We start from the raw sequence: 12149 nt of genomic DNA on the forward strand, positions 1-12149 counted from the left end.
TGTCTTTGAGGGGCATTCGCGGGCAAGCCCGCTCCTACAGGGGCCTTGTAGGAGCGGGCTTGCCCGCGAAGCAGGCGACGCGGTCTTACGGCAGAGCGTAAGAAATCACATAGTCGCCACGGTCAGTCGACTGGCGGGCGCCGCCAGCGGTGATCACCACGTACTGCTTGCCGGTCTTCGGCGAGACGTAGGTCATCGGGCCGCCCTGGCTGCCTACTGGCAGGCGAGCCTTCCAGATTTCGTTACCGTTGCTGCTGTCGTAGGCACGCAGGTAGAAGTCCTGGGTACCGGCGATGAACACCAGGCCGCCCTGGGTAGACAGGGTGCCGCCCAGCGTTGGCAGGCCGATCTTGATCGGCAGGTGCATGCGGATACCGAGCGGGCCGGTGTCTTCAACGGTGCCGACCGGGACCTGCCAGGCCACCTGGCGGGTTTTCATGTCGATGGCGGTCAGGGTGCCAAACGGCGGTGCCTGGCATGGAATGCCGGCGACCGACAGGAAGCGGTTCTTGTTCACGGCATACGGGGTGCCCTTGAGCGGTACCGCGCCCATGCCAGTGTTCAGTGCTTCGCCACCGGAAGCCGCGCCACCTTTGTTCTGCGACGGGATCATCTGGATCCACAGGCCCAGACGCATGTCGTTGACGAAGATGAAGCCATGCACCGGATCGGTAGAAATGCTGCCCCAGTTCATGCCACCCAGCGAACCCGGGAAGCTCAGCGACAGGTCGGTACCCGGCGCGGTGTACAGGCCGTCGTAGCGCATCTTCTTGAAGTCGATGCGGCACAGCAGCTGGTCATACGGGGTGGCACCCCACATGTCCGATTCGGTCAGGGTCTGCGCGCCGATCTGCGGCATGCCCACCGACTTGGGCTGGGTAGGGGAGTACGGCTCGTTCGGGATGTTGCTTGGCTTGACCGGCACTTCGTCGACCTGGGTCAGCGGCTTGCCGGTGGCACGGTCGAGCACGTAGATCTGCCCGGCCTTGGTGCCGATCACCACCGCAGGTACCGACTGGCCGTCGTCCTTGGTGAAGTCGATCAGGCTTGGCTGCATGGGCAGGTCGAAGTCCCAGAGGTCATTGTGCACGGTCTGGAACACCCATTTCTGGTTGCCGGTGGTGGCGTCCAGGGCCAGCACCGAAGCGCCGTAAGTGTGGTCCAGTTTGCTGCGCTCTACGCCGTAGATGTCGGTGGACGACGAACCCATGGGCAGGAACACGGTGTTCATCGCCGGGTCGTAGGACATCGGCGCCCAGCTGTTCGGGGTGCTGCGCACGTAGGTCTTGTCGCCCTGCGGAGCCTGGCGGTCTTCCGGGTTGCCCGGGTCGAAGGCCCAGCGCATTTCACCGGTGATCACGTCAAAGCCGCGGATCACGCCGCCTGGCATATCGGTCTGGACGTTGTCGGCAACACGGCCGCCAACCACCACGGTGGTGCCGGCCATCAGCGGTGCCGAAGACAGCTGGTAGTAGGAGTCTGGCACGTTACCCAGGCCGGCCATCAGGTTGACCTGGCCGTTGTTGCCGAAGCCCTGGCAGAACTCGCCGGTGTCGGCGTCGACGGCAATCAGGCGGCCATCGATGGTGTTGGTCAGCAGGCGACGCTGGCAGTTGGCGCCAGCCGGTACGGTACCGCCGGTGACCGGCGAGCTGTTCGGCTGGGTCGGTTGGGCGATGGCGGCGGTGGCGTCGAAGTACGCCATGCCACGGCAGCGCTGCCAGACCTTGGACTGGGCGTTGATTTCGTTCTTCCACAGCTCTTTGCCTGTGTCGGCATCGAGTGCGATCAGGTTGTTGTGCGGGGTGCAGATGAACACCTTGCTGCCGATCTGCAGCGGGGTGAGCTGGTCTTCGGCACCGTTGCCGTCACTGATCGCGACGTCGCCGGTGTGGTAGGTCCAGGCCACTTTCAGCTTGTTGACGTTGTCACGGTTGATCTGGTCCAGCGCGGCGAAGCGGCTGCCACCTTCGGTGTTGCCGTAGTGGGCCCAGTCTTTCTGTTCCTTGCCGGCTTCGACCGGGGTCATGCCCGGGCCCTTGCCGGTGGGGGCGACGCTTGGGTGGGCAACGAACATGTTGCCGACCGCGATCACCAGTACCACGGCCATTACCCCGGCTACGCCGTACGCACCGCGCCCGGCGCTGGCGCCGTTGGCACGCGCCAGCAGCGGGTAGACCAGCGCCACGACCATGCCGATTGCACCGAACATGAACAGGCGCGAGAACAGCGGCCAGAACACCAGGCCCGCATCGATCAGTGCCCAGATGGCAGTACCGACCAGGAACACGGCATACAGCCAGGCGCCCGCCTTCTTGCAGCGAGCAATGAGAACACCGGCGATGGCCATGGCCAAGCCGCCGATCAGGAAGTACCAGGAACCGCCCAGACCGGCGAGCTTGACGCCGCCAGCAGCGAGGAGGAGGCCGAGCAGGGCGATGATCACGCCCAGGCCGACCAGGATGAAGTTTGTGGCGCCAGAGGCGCGCGGTGTTTCTTTCATGCCAGGGATCTCAGCAGGTGGAATGCGCGCAGTTTAAGCCCTTAGCTTGCTAATTAACAAGTTGGTACATAATTGAGCGAGGCTGATTGTCGCAGGGCTGAACTTACGAAGATGTGGCCAAAAGTATAGATAATGTGCTGAAAAACGCATTGAACGAGGCGTTTATGACGCCTCTTCGATTTGTATTCATGCTTTGGTCGTAAGCCCAACCTTGCACGGCGTCGGGACAATTGCGCCTTGTGCACGGGCAGGCATGGCCCCTTCAGGCCGGCCATGGGGTGCTGCTGCTATAGAACACCGCGAGCCAGATGGTGGCGGTGCCGGGCGCGGTCCATTCCACGCGGTGGCGGTCGTGCGGGGGGATGTCCAGACAATCGCCCGGCGCCAGCAGGCGGGTGTGGCGCTCGTGCTCGAAACGCAGGGCGGCAGCCCCACTGAGCAACATGATCCACTCGCCTTCGGCCTGGTCGTACCAGAAGCCGGGTGGGCTGGCCTGCCCGCTGGAGACGATACGCTCCACGCGGATGCCCGGGCGGCTGAGCAATTCGTCGACACGTTCGGCGCTGGCGGGATCGCAGGGCGGCAGGGCGGTCAGCAGGTTGTTCAGGGTCATGGTGAGCCTCCTTGGAAATGGGGTGATTCCACTATGGACGCAATCGCCTTGGCGCGCGCGGCTTGACCCGCCCGGCTGTTTGTAAGAACTTTCCGAGTTTTGGAAGACGGGCTGAACATGGACAAGCTGCTGGCGATGAAAATGTTCGTGGCCACTGTCGATGCCCAAGGCTTTTCTGCTGCCGCGCGCAGGCTAGGGCTGGCGACATCGTCGGTGACACGTCTGGTCGATGCCCTGGAAGCGTCGCTGGGCGCCACCTTGCTCAACCGCTCGACGCGCCAGGTCAGCCTGACCGAGGCCGGCGCCCGTTACTACCAGCGGGCACGGGGCATTTTTGAAGCACTGGACGAGGCGGATGCCAGCATCGCCGATCGCGGCGAGGAGCCTGTCGGTGTACTGCGCCTGAGCCTGCCAGTGGAGTTCGGCCGGCGGGTCATCGCCCCGCACCTGGGGCCATTCCTGGCGCAGCACCCGGCGCTGGAACTGGACATCGACCTCAGCGACCGCCTGGACGACTTGCTTGACGGGCGCTATGACCTGTCGATTCGCCTGGGTGACCCTTCGCCCAATGACGAATTGGTGTGCCGCCGGCTCGGCCGTTTTCAGCGTTGGCTGGTGGCCAGCCCGGCTTACCTGGCCGGGCGTGAGCCACTGCAGCATCCCCGGGAGTTGCTTGACCATGCCTGCCTGCGCTTTCGCTATGGGCAGAAAGCGCGCCCCTGGCGCCTGACCTGTGGCCAGGACAGCCTGGAACTGGACGTAAGCGGGCCCTTGCGCAGCGCCAATGCCGACATGTTGCGTGAAACGGCACTGGCAGGCAGTGGTATCGCACTGCTGGCCGATTGGCTGGTACGCGAGGATGTGTTGGCAGGGCGCCTGCAACGGGTATTCCCCGACTGGCAGGCCAGTCCTGGCGCAGCCAATAGCAGCATCAACGCCCTGTATATGCCCAACCACCGGGGCTCACGGCGGGTAAACGCATTCATCGACTTTTGCGAAAATTTGCTCATACACGGTCACTAGTGTTGCGCAGTGCGCAAAGCCGCATTGCGCCACCGCGGGATTCTCGGCGCTGACGTCCATGGGTAAGGTGGCCGGCATATACCCAACCCTTGTCGAGGAACTTCGCATGAACCCCTCCCTTGCGACAGCGCAACCGGCAGCCGCCAGCCTGAGCCGGGCTCTGGTAGTGCTGCTGGCGTTCTGCTGCGGCGCGATCGTTGCCAACATCTACTACGCCCAGCCCATCGTCGGGCTGATCGCCCCCGACCTGGGGCTGTCCACCGAGCATGCCAGCCTGATCGTTTCGCTCACGCAGTTGGGCTATGCCCTGGGCCTGTTATTGCTGGTACCGCTGGCCGACCTGCTGGAAAACCGCCGCCTGATGGTGGCCACCGCGGTCCTGGCCTGCGTCAGCCTGCTGCTGGCGGGCACCAGCAGCAGTGGCCAGGGGCAACTGTTCCTGGGTTACGCACTGCTGATCGGCTTCAGTTCGGTGTCGGTGCAGATGCTCATCCCGCTGGCGGCGCATCTGGCGCCGGAGCAGCAGCGTGGTCGTGTGGTCGGTAACATCATGGGCGGCTTGCTGCTGGGCATCCTGCTGGCGCGACCGCTGTCGAGCGTGGTGGCCGACCACTTTGGCTGGCGTGCGGTGTTCATTGGCGCCGCCGGGGTAATGCTGGCGATCATCCTGTTGCTGTCATTGACCTTGCCGCAGCGGCGGCCCGAGCACAAAGCCAGCTATGCCGGGCTGATGCTGTCGTTGCTCACACTGCTGCGTCGTTATCCGCTGTTGCGCCAGCGTTCGTTGTTCCAGGCATTGATGTTTGCAGCGTTCAGCCTTTACTGGACGGCAGTGCCGATGGCGCTTGCCGGTGAGCATGGCTTGTCACAAAGCCAGATCGCTGTGTTCGCCCTTATCGGCGCGGTGGGTGCCGTTGCTGCGCCCATGGCCGGCCGCCTGGCCGATGCCGGGCATGCCCGGGCCGGCTCGCTGCTGGCGCTGTTGCTGGCGCCGGCGTCCTTGTTGCTGGGGCTGACAGTGCCGGGATACAGCGTGATTGGCCTGGGCCTTACCGGCGTGTTGCTGGACTTTGCGGTGCAGATGAACATGGTCATCGGCCAGCGTGAAGTGTACGCACTGGACCCTGCCAGCCGCGGGCGGCTGAATGCGGTGTACATGACCAGCATCTTCCTGGGCGGGGCGCTGGGGTCGGCGGTGGCCAGTGCGTTGTTCAGCCAGTTTGGCTGGCAGGGCGTGGCACTGGTGGGGGCGGGGTTGCCGGGTGTGGCGCTGGTTGTGTTCCTACTCAAAGCACGCCGGGGTTGAACCGTGACGCGGTGCAGGGCACGGGCTTCGCCCGTGTTCGCGGGCCCGCTATCGGCCAAGCGGCAGCGCCAGGCCAATCAAGGCAAACAGGCTCCCGCAGCAACGATTGAAACCTTTGCCACCCTTGGCCAGCCATGGCCGAATGCGAAACGCCAGGCGCGCCAGCAGGTATTCGACCAGAAACTCGACGCTGGCAAAGGTCGCGGCCATCACCGCAAATTGCAGCACCAGCCCTCGCTGTGGGTCGATGAACTGCGGCAGGAAGGCACCATAGAACAGCAGCACCTTGGGGTTCGCCATGGCCGAAAGCAGGCCCTGGCGAAACAGCCCGGCATTGCCCAGCCGCGCGCTGTGCGCGGTCAATTCCAGCTGCAGGCCTGGACTGCGCCACAGTTGAATGCCCAGCCAGATCAAATAAGCCCCACCCACCCACTTCAGGACGCTCAGCACTGCCGCCGAGGTCTGCAGCAGTGCGCTGAGGCCGAACATGGTCAAGGCGATGAGGGCGCTGAAACCCAATACCCCGCCCACGATGGTGAACAGCGTTCGCCGTGCGCCATAGAGCGCGCCATGGGTCAACGCCAACAGGCTGTTGGGCCCTGGGGTCAGCGACAGGCCGATGCTGGCCAGCAGGTAGATGAGCCAGGTGTCCAGTGCCATGTTGAAAACTGCCTTGTTCGAGAGAGGGCGACAGTCTATGGCGCAACGCTCACGCTGAAAGAGTACTATCTGGTCATACAAGAGTCTTTTCTGGACGTGGTTTCATGCCGCCCGACATTCGCTTGCTGATCATGCCGTTACCGGATTTTGCCTTGCTGCCGTTTGGCGCCTTTCTCGACAAATTGCGCTTCAGCGCCGACGACGAGGACTACAGCCAACAACGCTATTGCAGTTGGACGGTGGCGGGGCTCAGCCTTGAGCCGGTACCGTCGAGCAGTGGCGCGGTGCTGCAGGTCGAGGCCATTGCCGATCAGCTCGACCTCGACCTTTTCGACTACCTGGTGGTGTTCGGCGGTCGCAGTGCCATGGCCACCGCGGCGTTGGCGCCACGTTACCAGGCGTTGCTCAGGCAGGCCGCCAAGGCGGGAGTCAAGCTGGTGGGGGTCGACAATGGCGCCTTCCTGCTGGCTGCCTGCGGCCTGCTGCAGGGGCACAAGGTGGTGGTGCACTGGCGTCACGAAGCCGAGTTTCGTGCTGCGTTTCCGCAGTTGCAGCTGCTGCGCGAGCAGTTGTACTGCATCGATGGCAACCGCATCACGTGCGCCGGTGGCACTGCCGCCATAGACCTGGCCGTTGCACTACTGTCACGCGCTTGCGGGCGAACCCGTGCGCTCAAAGGGCTGGCTGACATGCTGGTGGACGAGACCCGCGACAGCCGTCACGCCTTGCGCTCGCTGGAGCTGGGTACTGGTCAGGGGCGCCAGGTGCAACGGGCGCAAGCACTGATGCGTCATCACCTGGGCACGCCGTTGGCCGTGGAGCAGCTGGCTGCAGAACTGGGCATCAGCCGGCGTCAACTGGACCGGCAGTTCCAGGCCAGCCACGGCATGAGCACCAAGGCCTGGTGGCTGGAGATGCGCTTGCAGCAGGCGCGCTGGCGTTTGCTCAACTCCAGCCACAGCCTGGCGCAGATTGCCGATGAGGTGGGCCTGGGTGATGCCAGCTACCTTGGCAAGTGCGTGCGGCGTCGGTTTGGGTGTACGGCCCTGCAGTTGCGTGCAGGTCATTACCCGTTCACGTGATCTACTGCGGCGTCCCGAACAACCCTGTCCAGTAGATCCCTGCATCGCTCTTGGGGTCCATCGCATAGGCAGCGCCCAGTTCACGGAAGTCCGGATTCATCAGCGTGGCGCAGTGCCCCGGGCTGTCCAGCCAGCCGTTGACGACCTTTTGCGCGGTGTCACGCCCGGCGGTGATATTTTCGCCGATCTGCTGATACAGATACCCGGCCAGTTCCGCCCGGTCACCGGGTGTGCGGCCATCTTTGTCGATGTGATCGAAGAAGTTCTGGTTGGCCATGGCCCGAGTGTGGTTGGCGGCGACCCCGGCCAGCACTGTGCTCCAGCTCAGTGGCGGGGCGGCGGCAAACGGCTGGCCGCCGCATTGCCGTGGCACCTTGCGCGCGGCGTTGACCTCCTGCAGCACCTTCTGTCCCTCGGCCTGCCAGTCGCCCAGGCGGCCGCTGAGCAGCGGCCGTGCCAGCACGATGCGCCAGTCGCGGCCCTCCTGGCTGACGCCGATATCGACGAATTGTGGGTCGAGCACCACCTGGCAGAAGCTTTCCTCGATGGCATGCATGGCGGCGCGTGCGTCGCGTGGCCCCGACAGGCTGATGGCCTGGACGCTGACCATGGGGTAGGCGGCGCGGGTCATGGCCTGTTGCAGGTCGCGGGTGCCCTCTGGCGACAGCGCAAGGCGTGTGTCGCTGTTGAGCGGCGGCAGTTCCAACGACGCCTCGCCACCGCAGGGCTGGGCCTTGCTGCGGTAGACATTGATCGAATCGATCAACTGCGCCTCTTCGCCGGTGGCTGCCAGCGCCCCGGTCGAAGCGACCAGGCCCAGTGACAAGGCGACAACGGATGTCAGGACGCGCATGTGGATCTCCCTATGACTGGCAGCGTCGTGGTGTGCGCTGCTCATCCTACACAAGCCCGGGGCTTTTGGCCCGAGGTCGTGCAAGGCAATGAAAACACCGGCAATCGTTACTGGCGGCAAAAGAGGGAGTAGACCCCAGGCCCGTGGAAAAGTGCGGTCAGGTGCCAGTCATTCGCATCGGGCCGGCGTTGTCAGCCGTTTACGCGTCAATGGGCCAACGCCTGGTTCGGCTTGTAGAACAGGAAGTGGGTGGTCTGCGCGGTCTTGCGATAAGCCTTCGCCCAGTCGGGGCGCACCGTGCGGTCGTGAAAGTACAATGCGCCGTCGGTGGGGTCTTTCAACTGCTGGTTCAGCGCCTTGCGTGCGATCTCTTTGGCAACGTCGTAGCGTTGCGGTTCCTCGACCTGGTCCGGGCGCCCGTCACACCACCATGAGAACTGACACGCCTTGGTCTCCACACCCTGTTTGACTACCGCGCAGATGGTGTCGGGAAAGCCATCGTGGCCCAGGCGGTTGAGCACCACACTGGCCACTGCGGTCATGTCTTTGGCGTCGGCGCCTTTGGCTTCCCAGTAGATGGTACGTGCCAGGCAGGTGATGCTGTCATCCAGCGGCGCCTGGCCAGCCGGGTCCACTGCCTGCGTTTCGCCTGGGGTCAGTTTCTCTGCCTTCCTGGGGGGCGGCGCATCTTCGACGACCTTTTCTTCAAGCACTGCGGCCTTGTCCTCGGCAACGGCGGCTTTGGCTGGATCAGCGGCATACAGGGGGCCTGCGAGCAGGGCCGAGGTCAAGCCGATCAGCATCAAGTGAAGGCGCATGGGCACATTACCAGGCAGTGGGCAGAATTTCAGTCTAGCCAAGCGTAAGCATTAATACCAAAGGCAGGGTGGCGGCCGCAGCCACGGTCTGCAGGGCGATGAGGGTGGCCATCAGTGGCGCATTGCCGCCCATTTGCCGGGCCATGACATAAGATGACGAAGCGGTTGGCAGCGCCTGGAACAACACCGCCACCACCGCTGCCTGGCCACTCAGGCCGAGCAGCCGGCAAACGCCCCAGGTGGTCAGTGGCATGACCAGGAACTTGAACGTCGATGCTGCCATCAGCGGCCGTACCTGCTGGCCGAGGCTGGCGCCGCCCAGGGCAGCGCCGACACACAGCAGGCCCAAAGGCAGTGCGGCCTGGCCCAAGGCCTTGACCGTGGCGTCGATACCGGCCGGCAAGCCCAGCCCCGTGGCCCGTAGCACCAGCCCCCCTGCGCAGCCGACGATCAACGGGTTGGCGAAGATCGCCCGAAGCACTGTGGCTGGCGAACTGTGACGGGCGCTGAAGCGGGCAAACACCAGCACGCAGAGCAGGTTGACCAAGGGCACGATGGCAGCGTTGGCCACCGCCGCCAGGGCAATCCCGGCGCTGCCGTAGATGCCCGCAGCCAGGGTGGCACCGATGTAGTTGTTGAAGCGGATACCGCCCTGAAACACCGAGGTGAAGTCGGCACCCTCATGGTTCGCCGCGCCCTGATACAGCATCAGCAATACGGCACCGGCCAGGGTCGAGAGCATCAGTGCGCCGGCCATGCCCAGCACCGGTATGCCATCGAGGTTGGCGGTGGCCAGGCCATGGAGGAACAGCGACGGCAGCAGGACGTAGTAGCTCAGGCGCTCGGCGCCAGGCCAGAAGCTCTCGGCAAGAAAACCGCGAAGGCGCAGGAAGGTACCCAGCGCTATCAGCAGGATGATGGGGAGCAGGGTGGTCAGCAGCAAGTGCAGCATGGTCAGCATTCCGTGGTCGGGTACGTGCACAGACTACGGGGGCGGATCAATCTGTAAAAACGTTGTTTTCTTCAGTGACCGTTGAGGAAAAATGCATGTTGGTGGGTGCAGATCGCGCTTTGGAGCAGCCTGGTGTCAGGCTTCCAGGGCGGTCTTCAACACCGCACTCAAATGCCGCCGCTGGCTTTTTTCATGCTCCAGCAACACCACCCGCCGGGTCAGCTGCGGCTCGCCAAACGGCAGGCAGGTGGCGGGTGGCAAGCGTTGCAGGTCGTCATCTGCCATGGGGATGACCGCCACGCCCAGGCCCATCACCGCCATGCGCGCCAGGGCTTCCTGGCTGTCCAGTTCCATCAGTTCGCTCACCTGCACCTGCTGGCGGCGTAGTTCCTGCTCGATCTGCCGGCCGGCCCAGGCTCGCTTGTCGAAGCGCAGGAATGGCTGGCTGGCCAGCAACTGCGGCACGCTATACCCGGCCAGCTCAGGGCTGGCAATGGCCCAGAAACGGTCCTCGAACAGCGGTGTAAAGTCCAGGTTCTGCGGGTAAGGGCTGACCGGTTCGGTGGTGATCGCCGCATCGAGCTCACCGTCTTCCACGCGCCGCGCCAGCTCCGCCGACATGCCCGAGGCCACGCTGATGTGTAGCTGCGGGTGATGGGCCTTGATCCACACCAGCGCCTTGGGCAAGCGCCGCGCCAGCACCGTGTGGATCGCCCCCAGGCGCAAGCGGCCACGCAGGCTTGGGCCGCTGGCCAGGGCATCGGCCAGTTCGTCATAGGCAGCCAGAAGGCTTTCGGCGCGGGCCACCGCCAACTGGCCGGCTTCGGTCAGCACCACCTGCCTGCGGCTACGGTCGAACAAGGCCACCTTCAGTTCGTCTTCGAGGGTTTTGATGTGCAGGCTGACCGCCGAGGGGGTGAGGCTGAGCAGGTCGGCGGCGCGGGCAAAGGTGCCGTGGCGGGCGATGGTCACCAAGGTGCGCAGGGCTTTCAGGGACATGCGGTTGAGGTCCGGTTCTCAGCTGACAGAGGCATATTGTCAGGCCCGGCCCTCTCGCAGCACAAGGCTGCTCCCAGGCCTTGCCGATACGGCTCAGCGACTGCTACGCCCATAGGCCTGGCTGATCCGGTCGATCACCATGGCCAGGGCGACAATTGCCAGCCCGGCCTCCATCCCTTGGCCAACATTCAAGGTCTGGATCCCCGCCAGCACATCCTCACCCAACCCACGGGCGCCGATCATCGACGCCACGACCACCATCGACAAGGCCATCATGACCGACTGGTTGAGCCCGGCCATGATACTCGGCAGCGCCAGGGGCAGGGCGATGCGCCGCAACCGCTGCCAGCGGCTGGCGCCAAGGCCGTGTGCGGCCTGCAACAACGAGGGGTCGATCTGGCTCAGGCCCAGTTCGGTCAACCGCACCAGCGGCGGCAGGGCGTAGATCAGCGTGGCGAACACGGCAGGCACCTTGCCCAGGCCAAACAGCATCAGCACCGGGATCAGGTAAACGAACGCAGGTAGCGTCTGCATCACATCGAGTACCGGCAACAGCAGCCGCCTGGCCAGTGGCCGGGCGGCCAGCAGGATGCCCAGCGGCACACCCACCAGTACGCACAGGCCGGTACTGACCAGCACCAGGGCCAGGGTCTGCAGCAGCTTGTCCCAGAGCCCGAGCATACCGATCAAGGCCAGCAGCGCGACCAGCACGGCGCTGCGCAGCAGGCTGCGGCTGGCGTGCCAGGCCAGCAGGCCCACCAGCAACAACAACAGCCACCAAGGCAACAGGCGCAACAGGTTCTCCAGGCCGACCAGCAGTTGCAGCAACTGGTCAGACAAACTGCGCAGGTGGTCGCCGTAGTTCAATACCAACCCGTCGACCAGGCGGTTGATGCTGTCGGCAAAGGAAAACTGCAGGGTCTGCGGGAAACCGCTGCTCACAGGCTGGCCTCGACCTTGGCGGCGATGTCCGCCGGCAGCCAGGCTTTCCACACCTCGCGGTGATCGCGCAGGAAGGTGAGGGCGGCTTCGCGCGGGGGCGTGCGTTTTTCGCTCATGACGGCCAGGGCCTTGTTCAGGCGATCGATGGGCAGGTTGACCTGTTCGAACACACTGACCAAGTCTGGGTAGTTTTCGCGAAAGGCTTTGGACACGCCGATCGACAACTTTGCCGGCAGCGAGCGGCTGCCTTTCGGGTTGGGGTTGGCGGGGTCGGTGAGGGTGGCCCAGGCCTGGGCATCGAACGGGGGTTCTTCCAGCCGGATGAGCTTGTAGCGCCCCATCAGCGGGGTCGGGTTCCAATAGTAGAACAGCACAGGTTTGCCGCGCCGGATTGCCGA

12 protein-coding genes are annotated in these 12149 nt (G+C 64.4%); 3 read left to right on the forward strand and 9 right to left on the reverse strand.

Translation table 11 applies throughout. The features are described from left to right. Window positions 1–85 precede the first annotated feature (85 nt). Entirely contained in the window at window positions 86–2503 is a 2418-nt protein-coding gene (locus BJQ17_RS21550; RefSeq protein ID WP_070096604.1) for a glucose/quinate/shikimate family membrane-bound PQQ-dependent dehydrogenase, read from the reverse strand. A gap of 262 nt (window positions 2504–2765) precedes the next feature. Continuing rightward, window positions 2766–3116, reverse strand: coding sequence for a cupin domain-containing protein (locus BJQ17_RS21555; RefSeq protein WP_054889304.1), 351 nt, complete (start codon window positions 3114–3116; stop codon window positions 2766–2768). 117 nt (window positions 3117–3233) lie between these two features. Between BJQ17_RS21555 and BJQ17_RS21560 the strand changes: the two genes are divergently transcribed. Both BJQ17_RS21560 and BJQ17_RS21565 read left to right on the forward strand, forming a co-directional pair. Beyond that, complete coding sequence (locus BJQ17_RS21560; RefSeq protein ID WP_054889313.1) at window positions 3234–4139, forward strand: LysR family transcriptional regulator; 906 nt, start codon at window positions 3234–3236, stop codon at window positions 4137–4139. A 106-nt stretch (window positions 4140–4245) separates the two neighbouring features. After that, window positions 4246–5445: an MFS transporter gene (locus BJQ17_RS21565; protein ID WP_070096605.1), complete on the forward strand. Its 1200-nt coding sequence runs from the start codon at window positions 4246–4248 to the stop codon at window positions 5443–5445. 48 nt (window positions 5446–5493) lie between these two features. On the opposite strand, the gene BJQ17_RS21570 is transcribed toward BJQ17_RS21565, so the two are convergent. Then, window positions 5494–6105, reverse strand: a complete 612-nt coding sequence (locus BJQ17_RS21570) for a LysE family translocator (protein ID WP_010954419.1) — start codon at window positions 6103–6105, stop codon at window positions 5494–5496. A 104-nt stretch (window positions 6106–6209) separates the two neighbouring features. On the opposite strand from BJQ17_RS21570, the gene BJQ17_RS21575 reads away from it, so the two are divergent. After that, window positions 6210–7187 (forward strand): GlxA family transcriptional regulator, encoded by a 978-nt coding sequence (locus BJQ17_RS21575; protein WP_070096606.1) that lies wholly within the window; start codon window positions 6210–6212, stop codon window positions 7185–7187. A gap of 1 nt (window position 7188) precedes the next feature. On the opposite strand, the gene BJQ17_RS21580 is transcribed toward BJQ17_RS21575, so the two are convergent. From BJQ17_RS21580 to BJQ17_RS21605, 6 genes are all read right to left on the reverse strand, one after another. Beyond that, entirely contained in the window at window positions 7189–8040 is an 852-nt protein-coding gene (locus tag BJQ17_RS21580) for a CAP domain-containing protein (RefSeq protein WP_070096607.1), read from the reverse strand. 206 nt (window positions 8041–8246) lie between these two features. Continuing rightward, on the reverse strand, window positions 8247–8858 hold the full coding sequence (locus BJQ17_RS21585) for a cell wall hydrolase (protein WP_070096608.1): 612 nt from the start codon (window positions 8856–8858) through the stop codon (window positions 8247–8249). A gap of 34 nt (window positions 8859–8892) precedes the next feature. Beyond that, on the reverse strand, window positions 8893–9810 hold the full coding sequence (locus tag BJQ17_RS21590) for an AEC family transporter (RefSeq protein WP_003247787.1): 918 nt from the start codon (window positions 9808–9810) through the stop codon (window positions 8893–8895). A 135-nt stretch (window positions 9811–9945) separates the two neighbouring features. Beyond that, window positions 9946–10809 carry a LysR family transcriptional regulator gene (locus BJQ17_RS21595; RefSeq protein ID WP_004575302.1) on the reverse strand — a complete coding sequence of 288 codons (864 nt, stop codon included), beginning with the start codon at window positions 10807–10809 and terminating at the stop codon, window positions 9946–9948. Between the two features lie 93 nt (window positions 10810–10902). Next, a complete protein-coding gene (locus BJQ17_RS21600) occupies window positions 10903–11751 on the reverse strand; it encodes a proline/glycine betaine ABC transporter permease (RefSeq protein WP_020193208.1) in 849 nt (282 codons plus the stop codon). Then, on the reverse strand, window positions 11748–12149 hold a 402-nt coding region (locus BJQ17_RS21605), incomplete at its 5' end, for a glycine betaine ABC transporter substrate-binding protein (protein WP_305775675.1). The genes BJQ17_RS21600 and BJQ17_RS21605, both read right to left, overlap by 4 nt.

The sequence above is a fragment of the Pseudomonas sp. NBRC 111139 genome (assembly GCF_001753955.1).
Lineage (GTDB): Bacteria > Pseudomonadota > Gammaproteobacteria > Pseudomonadales > Pseudomonadaceae > Aquipseudomonas > Aquipseudomonas alloputida.

Bases quoted from the DNA above. Each gene is read 5' to 3' on its own strand.
- BJQ17_RS21560 (WP_054889313.1), top strand. From the start codon at position 3,234: ATGGACAAGCTGCTGGCGATGAAAATGTTCGTGGCCACTGTCGATGCC.
- BJQ17_RS21555 (WP_054889304.1), bottom strand. From the start codon at position 3,116: ATGACCCTGAACAACCTGCTGACCGCCCTGCCGCCCTGCGATCCCGCC.
- BJQ17_RS21565 (WP_070096605.1), top strand. From the start codon at position 4,246: ATGAACCCCTCCCTTGCGACAGCGCAACCGGCAGCCGCCAGCCTGAGC.
- BJQ17_RS21585 (WP_070096608.1), bottom strand. From the start codon at position 8,858: ATGCGCCTTCACTTGATGCTGATCGGCTTGACCTCGGCCCTGCTCGCA.
- BJQ17_RS21595 (WP_004575302.1), bottom strand. From the start codon at position 10,809: ATGTCCCTGAAAGCCCTGCGCACCTTGGTGACCATCGCCCGCCACGGC.
- BJQ17_RS21580 (WP_070096607.1), bottom strand. From the start codon at position 8,040: ATGCGCGTCCTGACATCCGTTGTCGCCTTGTCACTGGGCCTGGTCGCT.
- BJQ17_RS21550 (WP_070096604.1), bottom strand. From the start codon at position 2,503: ATGAAAGAAACACCGCGCGCCTCTGGCGCCACAAACTTCATCCTGGTC.
- BJQ17_RS21590 (WP_003247787.1), bottom strand. From the start codon at position 9,810: ATGCTGCACTTGCTGCTGACCACCCTGCTCCCCATCATCCTGCTGATA.
- BJQ17_RS21575 (WP_070096606.1), top strand. From the start codon at position 6,210: ATGCCGCCCGACATTCGCTTGCTGATCATGCCGTTACCGGATTTTGCC.
- BJQ17_RS21570 (WP_010954419.1), bottom strand. From the start codon at position 6,105: ATGGCACTGGACACCTGGCTCATCTACCTGCTGGCCAGCATCGGCCTG.